Consider the following 15,077-nt stretch of genomic DNA (forward strand, 5'->3'; position numbering starts at 1 on the left):
CTCTCATCATTATCCTGGTTAAATCCTGTTATCGCGTTAGTCCAGCTAATCCTTTAATCCTATTAATCCTGGTTAAATCCCTGCTCTGTATTTTTTAAGGAACGCGTCGGCAAATTTATCACCTATGGGAATGGCGGTATCCTGGATGAATACTTGTGATTTTTGGGTGGACGTAATCTTTGGTAATGAGACGATGTAGGAATTGTGAATCCGGCAGAACTGTTCTGCGGGAAGTTTTGATTCCATGGCTTTTAGGTTCAGGCGCGTGAGCACAGGACGGCTCTGCGCGGTGAGGAAGATCTTCACGTAATCTTTGAGCCCTTCGATGTACAGGATCTCGTGATGGAATATTTTGAGCTTCTTGTATTCTGAGTGCACAAAAAAGAAAGAGCCATCCTGCTTTTCCGTTGTCTTTGCATGCAGCAGCAGGTACTGATCACGGGCGCGGGTCACGGCTTTGAGAAAACGTTCGAATGGAATGGGCTTCACCAGGTAATCGATGGCATGCAGCTCAAAACCCTCCAGCGCGTACTGTTCAAAGGCTGTGGTGATGATGACCAGCGGCGGCTTGTCAAGGATCCTGAGAAACTCGGTGCCTTTCATCACAGGCATCTGGATATCCAGGAACAGCAGGTCAACCGGATCTTTCCTCAGATGATCGAGTGCCTCCATGGGCGTGGGGCACGTTCTCACCAATTCGAGAAAGGGAACTTTGCGGATGTCGTCAGCGATCAGCCTGAGCGCGAAAGGCTCATCATCAACCGCCATACACCGCATTTTGTATTTCTCCTGCTCAGCCATAGTTCTCAGAAAAGGTTGATCTCGAGGTTCACAAAATAGCTATTGTCTTCCGCGTAACGCTTCAGTACATGGTTCTTGGGGTAGTGTAGCTCCAGTCGTCTTTTGACATTCTCCATGCCGATACCCGACTCTCCGCCGAACTCACCTTCGGGCGACTTCCGCGAGATCCTGTTCACCGTTCTGAAGGCGAGCTGATTATTATCAACCGTCAGCTCGATGATGCTTGCAGCACCGTTGCTGAAGTCACCGTGTTTGAAAAAGTTTTCCACGATAGGAATCAGCAACAGCGGTACAATCCTTTTATGCTGCAGCTCACCTTTAATGGCAAAGTCGAGCGATCTGTTCTCAGGCAGTCGCATTTTCTGCAAGCTGATATAATCCTGCAGGTGCGCCACTTCCTTTTCGAGGGGCACCTGATCCTGCCCCGACTGGTAGAGCACGTACCGGAGCAACTGCGAAAGTTTCACCAATGCAGGCTCGGCATATTCAGAGTTAGAGCGCACCAGCCAACGGATGTTGTTCAGCGTATTGAAAAGAAAATGTGGGCTGATCTGGAGCTTGAGCACCGATAGCTCAGCCGCTACTTTTTGCAACGTACGTTCCTGCTCTTCGGCCCTTGCCTGCACCCAGTTGTTCCACATCACCGAAAGCGTGCTTGCTGTTGCAACCAGCGCACTTAATAAAAGACTTGAGAAGAAAGGGCTTGCCAGCATCAGGCGCCTGTGATGCGGACCGGAGCCAGCACCGTCGCGCGGGCCTGGACCAAATCCATCGGGAGGCATGTCAGGTGGACCCGGCGGACGATCAGGCGGACCTTCCAGCGGACCCGCCAGCATTTCGTGAATATAAAAATTGGCAGCACCTACAATAAAGATCAGGATGCCGATGCTCACGAAAAAGGTCAGCGGTTTTTTTGCCGTAAAGAATTTCGGTGTGAGATAAAAGAGGTTGACATAGAAGAGCGATATCAGTAGAATGTTGCGCACCACCAGTGAGCTGATGACGCCGGGCTCGGAGAAGTAGGTGCCGATGTCGCGTACGGGTGAAAGTATAACGGGCGCAAAAAAGAAGATCATCCAGCCAACCAGGTGCGTTGTAAACTTGATCCGCGATGGCGGCTGCGACATGTTTTCCATGAGGCAAAGGTACGATTTTCGAAGTACGATTTACGAGGTACGAGGTACGTTGCTCACGTTTACACCGCACAGCCGTGGACCGTGGACCGTCGACTGTGGACTATTTCCTGATCAGCTTCCCCGTCCCGGTAGCCGTAAGCCTGACGATGGGTGGATTACCTTTGTACAACACACTGCCCATGGAGTTGATGAACACGTTCACCACTTTGGTAGCATGAACTTCGGTATCAAAAACAGCGGATGAATTAACGTAGGTGCTGTCTGTTACCAGGCCATATGCTTTGACGATTGCAGCATTGCTATTGGAGACATAGAAAAAATTTGAGGTACCTGAAAACTTATACGTTCCACTGTTCGCGGCATTGAGGCCGAGGTAGCCGTTGATCTGGATATCTTTCAGATCCACAGAGCCACCGTGCACATACATGTTGAGCGTGTCGGCCACCAGCGGCCCATCGTTTTCCACAGAACATCCGTTGCAGGAGAGTATTTTAATGTCTCTGACGGCGATGGTCATCCTGCCGATACCATTTATATTCAGCTGGCCACCTCCGGCGCTGTACATCGATTCAGGTATGGACGTAGAGATCACCATGTTCTCGGCACCGGCAACCAGGTTGAAGGTGACAAGTCCGTTCGAGCTGATCTTGTTGAATGGTGGCAGTGCTTTCGGGGGAAATTCTTTCGGATCGCCACAGCCGATCAGGAGAAATGCAGTAGCGGCAATCAGGGCCAGCGAGAAAATGGCAGATATTTTCATACAGTGAATGGATATGGCTTTCACCTGCTTTTGTAACCGCTGCCTGGCCTCATAAATCAGGCGATTAAAAAGGAAATCTTACATGTTAATAGTCCACGGTCCACAGTCGACAGTCCACGGCCGTACCGCTCGCAGAACAACCCTTTGAGGGTGCTCACTATAATATTATCTTGTGATTTTGCTGTCATTTCACAGATCCAACATATATTTTTAACGCCTAAGTCACAGGATAGCGTCATCTTCAGAATGTTCTCCTGTAATCGGAATATAGAATGTCAGCCAAAAACGTCGCGCTTGTTCTGAGCTCTCTGGGTGTGGCTCAGGCCCTGCTCCTGTGCATTTATCTTTTTACACTGAAAGAAAAAAAGACCAACCTGTTCCTGGCCCTCGCGTTGCTCGGCATCACCCTTCGCATCGGCAAGTCCGTATTTCTCAGTTACATGCCCGTAGCGCCGTGGTTGCGTAACCTCGCGATCTCCGGACTCCTGTTATCAGGACCGTGCCTCTGGTTCTATGGCAAAGCGCTTTTTGAAAAAAGAACCTTCCTTACCAGGGATTACTTTCACCTGGTTCCTTTTATACTTTTCTTCTCATTGGCTGGATTCATTCCCAACCGGGGCGACCTTGTATCAGGTTTGATCTATGCGATGGTATTCGTGCACCTGGCCGCATATCTGGTCATCTGCTGGAGATATATTATTCAGGAGCTGAGTGGCGCAAGATTGCAATCGTGGTACCGGAACATCATAGCGGGTGTCACCTTCATCTGGCTGCTGTACATGGGCATCTTTGCCACCCTTATTCCCCTGTATATTCTCGGTGCCGTTTTCTTTTCATTCCTCATCTACATCTTTACTTTCCTGCTGATGAAGCGCCATGTTTTCGCGCTTGAAAAATACAGTAGCTCCGGTATGGACAACATTGCCTCCAAAAAAATTCTCCAGCAGGTAAAAGCGCTGTTCGGGGAACAGGAGCTCTTTCTCGACAGCAACATCACGTTGAAGACCGTAGCCGAAAAACTTTCCGTAAGCCCGCGTGATCTCTCGCAGGTCATCAACGAGAACGAGCAAAAGAACTTCTCCGAGTTTGTCAATCACTACCGCATCGAAAAAGCAAAAGCTTTACTGACCGACCCCAACCGCGCACAAGAAAAGATCGAGACCATCGCCTACGACTGTGGTTTTGGAAATGTTACCTCTTTCAACCTCGCCTTCAAGGGCATCACACAGATGACACCTTCGCAATACAGACAATCCAAAGCCAGTACGTAGTTAAATACCGTTCACGCAAAGGAGCGCTTCGTTTTTCGCCGTCATCCTGAATGTTGGCTCGTGCGTAGGAATGTGCGAATGAAGGATCCCCATTTGACAGCGTGCCCAAGAAAGTGTTATGCTCTCGAATTAAGTACGCAGTACGCGAACTGGGGATCCTTCGCTCTCCCATGCCATCACACCTGCATCGCTAAGGAGGACGGCTTCAGAGGAAGATACGCCTTCTTTGTAGTCTTTACGTGAAACCTGCATTTGGCTGCTTCGAAGTACGGAATAAAAATTTATCCTGAGCCCACCGGGAACATCCTATATTGATAAGCCGCTGTTCCCTAAAAATGTGAAAGCAATGAAAGGACTGAGAATAGCGCAGGTTGCCCCGTTGTATGAGAGTGTTCCTCCGAAGTTTTATGGAGGGACCGAGCGGGTTGTTTCTTTTCTCACGGAGGCGCTGGTGGCCGGTGGGCACGACGTAACGTTGTTTGCAAGCGGCGATTCCGTCACCACAGCGCGGCTGGTTTCGCCATGCGAGCATGCCTTGCGCCTCAGCAAATCATGCATCGACCAGATGGCCAGCCATATCACCATGCTGCAAATGGTGCAGGACGAGATCGAGCAATTCGACATAGTTCACTATCATATCGACTACCTGCACTACCCGCTCTCCCGCTACAACACGGTTCCGCACATTACAACCCTGCATGGCCGGTTGAATATTCCCGACCTGCAGCCCTTGTATAAAAAATTCAGCGATGTGCCCGTGGTCTCCATCTCAAAGGCGCAGCGTCATCCGCTTCCCTGGCTGAACTGGGCCGGCAATGTATATCATGGACTGCCGCATTCGCTTCTTAAACCATCGTTCGAAAAGGGAAAATACCTGGCGTTCCTCGGCAGGATCTCGCCCGAAAAAGGCATCGACACCGCCATTGAGATCGCGATAGCGTGTGATCTGCCGCTGAAGATCGCTGCCAAGATCGCGGAAGACGACCATGACTATTACGAAAACCAGATCAGTAAAATGATGCAACACCCGCTGATCGAATTCGTGGGAGAGATCAACGAGCATGAAAAAGAAAAATTCATGGGCGACGCGATGGCGCTGCTCTTTCCCATCGTCTGGCCCGAACCTTTCGGCCTGGTGATGATCGAAGCCATGGCCTGCGGAACACCCGTTGTGGCCTACAGGAACGGAAGTGTGGAAGAGATCATCGAACACAACAGAAGCGGTTTTATTGTCGACAATCGGGAAGACGCTGTGAAAGCCGTACAAAACATCCGATCGCTCAGCCGGCACGAATGCAGGAAGGTATTTGAAGAACGATTCACCGCAGACCGCATGGCTGCCGACTACCTCTCGGTCTATTGGCAGCAGATCGATACGAATGGAAAAATGAAAAATATCAAACTAGCGCAGTTATGAATTTTATAGAAGTTGAAAACCGTCATTATATACTGGCAACCTCCTCTTTTGCCGACCAGCGCACCATGGTATTGAAGCAGGGAGATACTTTTGCCATCTTCGATCTCCACGGTGATATTCACCAGGTGGGTGCCAGCAAGCAGGGCATCTTTCATCATGGAACCCGGCATCTTTCAAGAATGGAGCTGAACGTGAACGGCCAGAGTCCGCTGCTGCTCACCGCCAACCCGCGCGAAGACAACCAGATGCTGATGATAGACCTCACCAACCACGACATGCCTTCTGAAAGTGAAGACATGGTGCTGCGTGGTACGGTATACATTCACCGCTCGAAATTCCTGTGGCAATCTGCCTGTTATGAAAAGATCCAGCTCGTGAATTATGGGCTGATCTCCGTGGCCTTTAACCTCGAGATCATCTGCGATGCCGACTTCGCGGATATTTTTGAGATCAGGGGTTCGGTGCGCCCGCACAAGGGGAAAAAACTCGATCCCGTCATCAGCAACGACAGCATGACCTTCTCCTACGAAGGACTCGATCATGTGCTGAGAAGAACCAGCGTTCATTTCACACCGGCGCCGGAAGTGATCAATCACAACACCGCGGTGTACGAGATCTACCTGCTGCCCAAACAGGAGCTCGAGGTGGAGATCGGTATATCGTACAGTCAGAACAGTGAGGTGTCCATACCGGACTTCGCACACGCCAGAGACTCTATGAACAATTACATGGAACGCACCAGCCGGTATTGTGCCGACATCCTCACCTCGAACGAGCAATTCAATGAATGGGTCAACCGTTCGAAGTCAGACCTGATCACCATGTCATCACAAACACCGTACGGCCTCTATCCTTATGCGGGTGTGCCCTGGTACAGCACACCGTTTGGAAGAGATGGCATCATCACGGCGATGGAGTGTCTCTGGGCAGAGCCGGAGCTGGCCAGGGGTGTGCTCAACTACCTGGCCCATACGCAGGCGCAGGACTTCAACGATTTTCAGGATGCCGAGCCCGGCAAGATCCTTCACGAAACCCGTGGTGGTGAAATGGCGGCCCTCGACGAAATTCCTTTCAGGTTATACTACGGCACCATCGATGCCACACCGCTGTTCATCAGCCTGGCTGGCGCCTACCTGGAACGCACAAACGATCTGACCACCATTGCCAAGATCTGGCCCAACATCAAAAAAGCGTTGCACTGGATCGATGCGTATGGCGATGTGGATGGAGACGGATTTGTGGAGTATAAAACAAAATCGTCAAAAGGACTCACTAACCAGGGATGGAAAGATTCTGAGGACGCTGTCTTCTATGAAGATGGAAGGCTCGCCGAAGATCCGATCGCGCTGTGCGAAGTGCAGGGCTACGTGTACGATGCCAAGATCAAAGCCGCGCAGATCGCCAGGATCCTCGGTCACGATGAGATCGCCGCGAGGCTGGAGCTGGAGGCCGTGCGCCTGAAAGAAAACTTCAATCGCAAGTTCTGGTCTGAGAGCAAACAAACTTATGTGATCGCGCTCGACGGAAACAAGAATCAGTGCAATGTGCGCTCTTCCAATGCCGGCCACTGCCTGTTCTCCGGCATCGCCACACCTGAACGGGCAGCCATTATGGCGAAGAACCTGCTGGATGAAACGATGTTCTCAGGCTGGGGCATCCGTACCATCTCCACTGCCGAGGCACGGTACAATCCCATGTCGTATCACAACGGTTCCGTGTGGCCTCACGACAACGCCATGATCGCGCTGGGCTTCTCGCGATACAATCTCATGAATGAAACCGCGCAGGTGATGGCGGCCACATTCGATACTACAGAACACATGGAGGGGCGGCGCCTGCCCGAGCTCTTCTGTGGCTTCGATCGTGAAAAAGGGAAAGCTCCTACTTCTTATCCCGTGGCATGCTCTCCGCAAGCCTGGTCCGTGGGCGCGATCTTCATGATGATCCAGGCGTGCCTGGGTATGCGCATCAACGCCGCGAACAAGACGGTCACATTCTGCCATCCGGTGCTACCGCCTTTCCTGAACGACATCACCATCACTAACCTGCGCATGGGCGATAAGCTGATCATTCTTCAAATACGCCGGAGCAAAGACGGCATCGAGGCAGCGCTGCTGAATCCTGATAAAGAGATCACTGTCAAAGTGAATAAAACGGTTCCCGAAGAGCTGGAGCTGGCTTGATGAGTCCATAGTCGATGGTCCATAGTCCATGGCAAGAAAGTGTCCGTCAACGGTTTGTCTATCGCAGGAGATAGGGAGTACGATTAGCTGACGTCACACCGTGCTACCATGGACTATGGACCATGGACTAATGATGTTCAAGCTCGTGTTTCCTGAACTCCGCTTCGCGTTTCGCCATCTCTTCATCACTCACATCTTCAATGTGCGTGGCGATCCACCACTGGTTGCCCCAGGCATCCCTGACACCGGCTGAGCGGTCACCATAAAATTCGTCCATGGGTTCCCTCATAGATTCAGCACCTGCCTTGAGCGCTGCCTGATAGACGGCATCAGAATTCTCAACGTACAGGTGAAGCATACACGGCATCGGCTTATAAACATCCGTACCTTCCGACACCATCACGGTTGAGTCGCCGATCTTCAGCGTGGCATGTCGCACAATACCTTCATCTGATTTCATCATGTACGTAACTTTGCCATTGAAGGCCTTTTGTATGAACTCGATGAGCTTGTCTGCTCCTTCGGCCATCAGAAAAGGTGTAACGGTGTGAAATCCTTCCGGAACCGGTTTTACAGCACTGCTTTTCGACTGCTTGCTCTTTGATTTTTCCATTGCTTCAGATTTAAAGTTTGTGAATCGGGAAGTGGTTCATTTGCAACCTGCCGGGTGTTACACCCGACAAGACAGATTCTCAATTGGTAATCGGTATTCGGTGATCAGTGATCGGTTTGTAGCGAGTGTACTGATTACCGGCTACTGATTACCTGTTACCGGTTACCGATCACCTGATTACTGATTACCACGCACTGATCGCAATAAAATTATACCGATCAAGAGAAAAGGGGCACGTTTTTTATCGCTGCACCTTTTCAAGGGTAGACACCACATTTATGAAATACGAACAGTATGTCCACGATGGGGCGCAAATTCACAAGTGAGGTCGCTGCGCTGGGAGATCCAGACAATGTGGATCAGGCCAACAGAATTATGACCTCGGTTATGCACGCTCTGCGCGCTGGTTGATGTGCTGAATGCCGTGTGAAATGGGCAAAGGGATCGTACCTCGTACCTTTATTTTCTAGCCGTTCATGGCGTCCAGGGCTCCGCTGATCGACCGGATAAGCGTTTATTCGGCGGGAATCCTAATTTTGGAAAAATGCTTTTCATAACCCCCAGCCATGAAAATCCCCCAACGCATCAGGCACCTCGTCCTGATCACGATTGTTGTCATTTCGTTCATCCATTCCGGCGTTGCCCAAAAACGGTCGATTGACCTGGCGATGCATCATCTCCGTAATGCCGACTCCACCGAGTGGTCGGAGTTCACCACACAACCTGAGCGCCAGTTGCTTCTCAAATTCACCGCCCAGCGAAACGCTACCGCACAGACCCTTTCACTCCGCCAGTACGATGTGAAACAACGCTGGGATATCCTGATCAACGACCGCGACATCGGCAACCTGGTAGCCGACGAGAAAGACCTCATGGCCTACATCCCGGTGCCCGATGGCGTGCTGCGCGATGGAGAAAATACGCTCATTATCAAGTGCGCTGCCACAGAACCCGACGATGTCAAGGTCGGAGAAATTGCCCTTGACCGGCGCGCATACTTCAATGTTTTCACGGAAGCCAACCTCGACATCTCCGTGTTCGAAACAGGCCTCAATAACCTGATCCCTGCACGCATCACGGTAGTCAACGATAAAAAAAGCCTCGGAAAAGTGGTGGGCACGCCGCCTGAGATCGTCGCCGTACGCACCGGTTATGCCTACACCGGCAGCGGAAAAGCTTCCCTGCGGTTGCCTGCGGGAAAGTACACGATCTATGCAAGCCGCGGCTTTGAGTATGGAGTCGACTCGGCACAGGTAGACCTGAGGCCCGGCGACCGCATTAAAAAGACACTGAGCATCAAACGTGAGGTAGACACCAAAGGATGGATCAGCTGCGACACCCACGTTCACACCTTCACCCACTCACGCCATGGCGATGCCACCGAAGAAGAACGTGTGCTCACCATCGCCGGTGAAGGCATCGAGCTGCCCGTGATCACAGACCATAATACCAACGTAGACCTCGACCCCGCTGCAAAGGCTGCCGGCGTCCGCTCTTATTTTACACCGGTGACAGGTGACGAGCTCACCACCAACGTGGGGCATTTCAACGTGTTCAAAACAAAGGCAGGAACCAATGCGATCGACCACCGCGCCGAAGACTGGACCCGCATCGCCACCAGCATCAACGACGCCGAGAAAGTAGTGGTCCTCAACCATGCGCGGGATATCCACAACGGCTTCCGGCCCTTCGATCCATCACGCCACCTCTCCAGCGCCGGCACTGCGAAAGACAACTGGAAATTTCCCGCCAACGCCATGGAGGTGATCAACTCCGGCTCGCAACAAACAGATTTCATGACATTGTACCACGACTGGTTCGGAACGCTGAACCGTGGATATTTTCTCACCCCGGCAGGCGCCAGCGACTCGCACGACGTAAGCCGTTACACGGTTGGCCAGGCACGAACTTACATTCAAGGCGATGATAATAATCCGGCAAAGATCGATGTGGACCTGGCCCTGAAAAACTTCCGCGATGGCAAGGTGATGGTCAGCGCAGGATTGCTCACCCACATCACCGTGAACCATACCTATGGACCGGGAGACCTTGTGCCCGACGCACGTGAGGTAAATGTGACGGTTGAAGTAACAGGCCCCGCCTGGACAAGCGCCGACCATGTGAGCCTCTATGCCAATGGAAAAAAGATCCACGAGCACAAGATCCATCCCGTGAAAAAGCACGTCGTAAAGTGGAAAGGCTCATGGACCGTCAAAGTGCCGGAGCACGATATCTTCCTGGTGGCCATTGCTGAAGGTCCCGGCCAGGGGATGCCGTGGTGGCCCATTGCAAAACCTTACCAGCCTTCATCACCTCACTGGACGCCGAAGCTGATCGGCTCAACCGGGGCCGTGTGGATAGACGGCGACAAGAACGGAAGACGCAACAGCGCCTACGACTATGCGAAAGAGATCGTGGAGTCATCGAAGGGTGATGCCGGTAAGGTGATCAGGAGCCTCTCTTCCTTTGATGAGGCCGTGGCCATGCAGGCAGCGGCGCTCTTATGGAAAAGTGGAAAAGACCTTGCTTCGCGCGATGTGCAGCGGGCAGTAAAAGGCGCGTCTGAACAAGCCCGGGCCGGGTTTGAGACGGTGATCAATGAGGTGGCGATGATTAAGTAAGCCCGGAAGGATTGCTGGTGGGGGTGTTGGTGAAGAACACACACCGGCACGAGGGTTACCCGAAGGGTGTGTTGTCGGTGAAGAACACCGGCAACGGCACACGAACACCGACAACGGCCCCAGGCATACCGTCAACGGCACATCGGGGCGCCATTGGGACGCCATTGTTGGTGTTCTTCACCAACAATCTCCTTCACCAACAATCCAATATTCCAATTCTTTGGTTGCGTAGAACCTACTGACGCTTTAAATTGTTAGCCTACGGTGATGATGCGCACGCATCGTTCCCGTTCCCTTATTTGCAACTGCATGAAGATACTGTTAAGCTATTTAAAGAATTACAAGGGCCTGATCGTCATTGCCTTATTACTGGCCGCTGTCAACCAGGTTTTTTCCCTGCTCGACCCCCACATCACCGGAAAGATCGTCGACAATTTTATCGAAAGGAAAGAAGGCCTCTCGCGGGCCGATTTTATCAGGGGGATCCTCTACCTCGTGGGCCTGGCGATGGGTGCTGCCATGGTGTCGCGCATTGCCAAGAACCTCCAGGATTATTTTACCAGTATCATCGTGCAGAAAGTGGGCGCCAAAATGTACGCCGACGGACTGAAACATTCCCTGGAGCTGCCTTACCAGACCTTTGAAGACCAGCGAAGCGGCGAAACACTGGGCATCCTTCAGAAGGTAAGGACCGATTCAGAAAAATTCATCACCTCCTTCATCAGCATTTTATTCACCAGCCTTGTATCCATGGTCTTTATCGTGATCTACTCGCTGGCCGTAAGTTATAAAGTGACGCTGGTGTACTTCGCGTCCATTCCCGTGATCGCGCTCACCAGCTGGTTGCTGAGCCGCAAGATCAAGGTAGTGCAGAAAAGTATTGTGAAAGAGACCACGGCGCTGGCGGGTTCCACCACGGAATCGCTGCGCAACATCGAGCTGGTCAAAAGCCTGGGGCTCGCCAACCAGGAGATCGAGCGCCTCAACAACACCACCTTCAAGATCCTGGGCCTGGAGCTCAAGAAGGTGAAATACGTCAGGGGCATGAGCTTCCTGCAGGGCACCACGGTGAACTTTGTGAGGAGTGTAATGGTGGTGATCCTTTTGCTGCTCATCTTCGACAACGATATCTCTGCCGGCAAATATTTTACGTTCCTTTTTTACTCCTTCTTTTTGTTCGGCCCTTTACAGGAATTAGGTAACGTTATCATCGCCTATCGGGAAGCCGAAGTATCGCTGCTGAATTTCCACCGCATCCTCAACCTCCCGAAAGAGGCCAAACCGAAAAATCCCATTCACGTAGACCGCATCACAACACTCAGCTTTGATAACGTAGGCTTTAAACACCAGTCTGCCAGCACCAACGCCCTGAACCACATCTCGTTCTCGGTGCGCAACGGAGAGACCATTGCCTTTGTAGGCCCGTCAGGCTCCGGCAAGACCACGCTGGTGAAGCTGCTGGTGGGATTATATCCACCCAAGGAAGGAAACATTTTTTATAACAACGTACCCGGCAGCAGCATCAACCTGGACGAGCTGCGCGAGAAGATCGGTTTTGTAACTCAGGATACACAACTGTTTTCAGGAACGATCCGTGAGAACCTGTTATTCGTAAGGCCCAATGCCACCGATGCCGAATGTATGGAGGTGTTGAAAAAGGCCGCTTGTCAAAGTTTGCTGGCCCGGGCCGATAAAGGTCTCGACACGGTGATCGGCGAAGGTGGTGTGAAGGTATCCGGCGGTGAGAAGCAACGGCTCTCCATTGCGCGTGCCCTGCTCCGGCAGCCCGACATCCTCGTATTCGATGAAGCAACGTCGTCGCTGGACTCTATCACCGAAGAAGAGATCACCGAAACCATTCGTGAAGTTTCCGTGATCAAGGACCACATCACCATTCTTATTGCACACCGCCTGTCAACCATTATGCATGCAGACAGGATCTTTGTGCTCGAGAAAGGCAACATCATCGAATCCGGCAGGCACGAAGAGCTCCTGCTGGAAAAAGGTCTCTACTACGCTATGTGGCGTCAGCAGATCGGTGAGAAGGACAGCGTAGAAGCGTGAGGGAGTCCGCAGTCGACGGTCCACAGTCCACGGCCGGACTCCCATTGAATCCGGTATCCTGAGCGGCGATCGCGAGATGGCATGTGCGAGCGAAGGATTCCCTTATAGCAGCGTGCGGACGCTAGTGCAAGAAGTAAGTGGTAAGCATGCAGGAATGGCGTTAACCATTGACCTGTTGCTGTGGACCGTCGACTGTGGATCGTGGACCAAACCGTGTTATGAAATACATCTTTACATATATACTCTTCAGCGTTACAACGCTCTCATCTTTCAGCCAGCAGCTCACCCTGCGTCTCTCCTCAACACCGGAAACAGTTCTGATCAACGGAAGCGCCACTGCTTATCTTGAATACTTTATAACAAATAATTCGACTGATACGCTTGTACTGGAGAAACTGGAATTGGTAACAAACGAAAGTACAGCAACCATCCTATCGCTTGACCGCAGCCAGTTGCGCACCCGTCTTCACCGGCCTGAATTCAAAACAAAAGTTGATGCCACCGTGATGCCTCCGGGAACAACCAACGTACTTTACCTGGAACCCGTTCTCAAAACCGGTAAGGACCAGGCGCAACAGGCGGTATTGCTCAGGTATACTGTGAACCATGGCGGGAGAAAAGAAAACCATACATTCCGTGGCAGCCTTGTGCTTAAAAAGAAAGCACCGCTTGTACTGGGTACACCGTTGCGCGAAGGAACATGGGTTGCCGTATATGATCCCGCATGGGAACGTGGTCACCGCCGGGTTCTTTATAAGGGAGATTCAGCGATGCATTTGCCGGGCCGGTACGCTATTGACTTCATCCGGGTTGATGACCAGGGCCGGTATGCCCGCGACAACGAAGACGCTATCGGCAACTGGTACGGCTACAGTGCGGACGTGCTTGCTGTGAGTGATGGAACGGTACTTTCCGTGCGCACCAATTTTCCGGAAAGCGCTACGTTATCGGCGCACCATCAGCCCGGACCGGAAGATGCTACGGGAAACTATATCGCCTTACAGGTCAGCAGCGACCGGGTTGCATTCTATGAACACCTGAAGCCCGGCAGCATCAGGGTACAGCCCGGGCAACGGGTTAAAAAAGGTGACGTGATCGCGTCGCTCGGCTTCACCGGCCAGAGTACAGGACCTCATCTTCATTTCCATGTTGCTGATAGAAATTCACCTTTACGTGCAGAGGGAGTTCCCTTCGTATTCGAAAGTTTTAAGATGCTGGGAGCCTATACCAACCTGGAGAACTTCGGCAGCAAGATGTGGTCACCTGTCAAAAACAAAGTCGTTCTGCAGGAACGTCCCGCGCCAAATACGGTTATTGTTTTTGAGTAAGAGGAACATCTTCCGGCAACTTCACCCACCACGGTCCTCACGGTACACCCTATCATAGAGCTGCTCTTCCAATTCCGAGTACAACCTTTCAGACATAGACCTGAAGGCTTTATTATGATTGCGTTCCTGAATGACCGGCAGTGAGATCTTATTAAGCGCTGTGACCATCTCATCTATATAAACCACATCTACGATCACTTTCATCTTTTCCCTGAAGAGCACCACGTCATTGTAGCTGGTCCATTTATCAAGCACATTGGCGTCTATAATTCTTTTAACAACTTCTTTACCGGGATTAGAGTATTGTTCATACCCCAGCATCGCATCAATTAAACCATGAATCAGATCTTCGCGGGAGCAACCAGGCCGTTTTGTGACTATCTCGATTATCTTTTTTTCAACGTAACCAAAGCTTTTCTGCGCGGGCACCTGCATCCCACAGGTAAAGTAGTCTGCAGTTTCTTGCTTACGAAACAAAAAGAGGAATATTGTCTCCGTCTCCTCACTGGCGCAGGCCAGCACCTTTTTCATCACCAGGTTTTCAATGGCAAGCCTCAATGTTTTGATGGCAAAATCCATGAACCGATCGTCATCGCCTAAAGTACTCAGTGTAAAGCTACGGCTCGGGATCTGGATCATTCTCAGTTCGCCGGCATAAAATGAAGCATCAGGATCCGATGTCCCGGTGATGATCAGGTCTTGAAGGTCTGACTTGTGTATTTTGATCATTCGTAATACGGGCTAATCAGTCATAATTCCCAAAGATAATAGATCCAAAGTCCGATAAAATCCAAGCCGGACCAACAATCAAATGCAATTGGTGAAGAACCAAACATAGCCGCAAGTTCTTAACTTTGTGTATCATCCCTCAGAAGCCGAAACG

At 51.4% G+C, this 15,077-nt stretch carries 11 protein-coding genes; 6 read left to right on the forward strand and 5 right to left on the reverse strand.

Translation table 11 applies throughout. The features are described 5' to 3' along the window. Window positions 1-72: 72 nt before the first annotated feature. The 3 genes from KK083_RS03515 to KK083_RS03525 form a co-directional block, all read right to left on the reverse strand. The gene (locus KK083_RS03515) at window positions 73-801 is read right to left on the reverse strand and encodes a LytR/AlgR family response regulator transcription factor (RefSeq protein ID WP_254160735.1); all 729 of its coding nucleotides are present in this window, start codon (window positions 799-801) and stop codon (window positions 73-75) included. 5 nt (window positions 802-806) lie between these two features. Beyond that, window positions 807-1,937 (reverse strand): sensor histidine kinase, encoded by a 1,131-nt coding sequence (locus tag KK083_RS03520; protein ID WP_254160737.1) that lies wholly within the window; start codon window positions 1,935-1,937, stop codon window positions 807-809. 100 nt (window positions 1,938-2,037) lie between these two features. Then, window positions 2,038-2,697 carry a GIN domain-containing protein gene (locus KK083_RS03525; protein WP_254160739.1) on the reverse strand — a complete coding sequence of 220 codons (660 nt, stop codon included), beginning with the start codon at window positions 2,695-2,697 and terminating at the stop codon, window positions 2,038-2,040. Between the two features lie 272 nt (window positions 2,698-2,969). On the opposite strand from KK083_RS03525, the gene KK083_RS03530 reads away from it, so the two are divergent. From KK083_RS03530 to KK083_RS03540, 3 genes are all read left to right on the forward strand, one after another. Beyond that, on the forward strand, window positions 2,970-3,968 hold the full coding sequence (locus tag KK083_RS03530; RefSeq protein ID WP_254160741.1) for a helix-turn-helix domain-containing protein: 999 nt from the start codon (window positions 2,970-2,972) through the stop codon (window positions 3,966-3,968). Between the two features lie 346 nt (window positions 3,969-4,314). Next, a complete protein-coding gene (locus tag KK083_RS03535; protein ID WP_254160743.1) occupies window positions 4,315-5,385 on the forward strand; it encodes a glycosyltransferase family 4 protein in 1,071 nt (356 codons plus the stop codon). Then, window positions 5,382-7,568 carry an amylo-alpha-1,6-glucosidase gene (locus tag KK083_RS03540; protein ID WP_254160745.1) on the forward strand — a complete coding sequence of 729 codons (2,187 nt, stop codon included), beginning with the start codon at window positions 5,382-5,384 and terminating at the stop codon, window positions 7,566-7,568. Before KK083_RS03535 ends, KK083_RS03540 begins: the two co-directional genes overlap by 4 nt. Before the next feature lie 127 nt (window positions 7,569-7,695). On the opposite strand, the gene KK083_RS03545 is transcribed toward KK083_RS03540, so the two are convergent. Next, window positions 7,696-8,181 carry a VOC family protein gene (locus KK083_RS03545; protein WP_254160747.1) on the reverse strand — a complete coding sequence of 162 codons (486 nt, stop codon included), beginning with the start codon at window positions 8,179-8,181 and terminating at the stop codon, window positions 7,696-7,698. A gap of 566 nt (window positions 8,182-8,747) precedes the next feature. Here KK083_RS03545 and KK083_RS03550 point away from each other — a divergent pair. The 3 genes from KK083_RS03550 (at window position 8,748) to KK083_RS03560 (ending at window position 14,194) form a co-directional block, all read left to right on the forward strand. Continuing rightward, a complete protein-coding gene (locus tag KK083_RS03550) occupies window positions 8,748-10,802 on the forward strand; it encodes a CehA/McbA family metallohydrolase (protein WP_254160748.1) in 2,055 nt (684 codons plus the stop codon). Window positions 10,803-11,111: 309 nt separating this feature from the next. Beyond that, window positions 11,112-12,866, forward strand: coding sequence for an ABC transporter ATP-binding protein (locus KK083_RS03555; RefSeq protein ID WP_254160749.1), 1,755 nt, complete (start codon window positions 11,112-11,114; stop codon window positions 12,864-12,866). Window positions 12,867-13,084: 218 nt separating this feature from the next. Continuing rightward, on the forward strand, window positions 13,085-14,194 hold the full coding sequence (locus KK083_RS03560) for a M23 family metallopeptidase (protein WP_254160751.1): 1,110 nt from the start codon (window positions 13,085-13,087) through the stop codon (window positions 14,192-14,194). 21 nt (window positions 14,195-14,215) lie between these two features. Here KK083_RS03560 and KK083_RS03565 read toward each other — a convergent pair whose 3' ends face one another. Then, complete coding sequence (locus KK083_RS03565; RefSeq protein ID WP_254160753.1) at window positions 14,216-14,923, reverse strand: hypothetical protein; 708 nt, start codon at window positions 14,921-14,923, stop codon at window positions 14,216-14,218. Between the last annotated feature and the right edge of the window lie 154 nt (window positions 14,924-15,077).

This window comes from Chryseosolibacter histidinae (genome assembly GCF_018598225.1).
GTDB classification, from domain to species: Bacteria; Bacteroidota; Bacteroidia; order Cytophagales; family Cyclobacteriaceae; genus Chryseosolibacter; species Chryseosolibacter histidini.

What these genes read in the sequence shown, in the direction of transcription:
- KK083_RS03515 (WP_254160735.1), bottom strand. Translation starts at nt 801, where the DNA reads ATGGCTGAGCAGGAGAAATACAAAATGCGGTGTATGGCGGTTGATGAT.
- KK083_RS03520 (WP_254160737.1), bottom strand. Translation starts at nt 1,937, where the DNA reads ATGGAAAACATGTCGCAGCCGCCATCGCGGATCAAGTTTACAACGCAC.
- KK083_RS03525 (WP_254160739.1), bottom strand. Translation starts at nt 2,697, where the DNA reads ATGAAAATATCTGCCATTTTCTCGCTGGCCCTGATTGCCGCTACTGCA.
- KK083_RS03530 (WP_254160741.1), top strand. Translation starts at nt 2,970, where the DNA reads ATGTCAGCCAAAAACGTCGCGCTTGTTCTGAGCTCTCTGGGTGTGGCT.
- KK083_RS03535 (WP_254160743.1), top strand. Translation starts at nt 4,315, where the DNA reads ATGAAAGGACTGAGAATAGCGCAGGTTGCCCCGTTGTATGAGAGTGTT.
- KK083_RS03540 (WP_254160745.1), top strand. Translation starts at nt 5,382, where the DNA reads ATGAATTTTATAGAAGTTGAAAACCGTCATTATATACTGGCAACCTCC.
- KK083_RS03545 (WP_254160747.1), bottom strand. Translation starts at nt 8,181, where the DNA reads ATGGAAAAATCAAAGAGCAAGCAGTCGAAAAGCAGTGCTGTAAAACCG.
- KK083_RS03550 (WP_254160748.1), top strand. Translation starts at nt 8,748, where the DNA reads ATGAAAATCCCCCAACGCATCAGGCACCTCGTCCTGATCACGATTGTT.
- KK083_RS03555 (WP_254160749.1), top strand. Translation starts at nt 11,112, where the DNA reads ATGAAGATACTGTTAAGCTATTTAAAGAATTACAAGGGCCTGATCGTC.
- KK083_RS03560 (WP_254160751.1), top strand. Translation starts at nt 13,085, where the DNA reads ATGAAATACATCTTTACATATATACTCTTCAGCGTTACAACGCTCTCA.
- KK083_RS03565 (WP_254160753.1), bottom strand. Translation starts at nt 14,923, where the DNA reads ATGATCAAAATACACAAGTCAGACCTTCAAGACCTGATCATCACCGGG.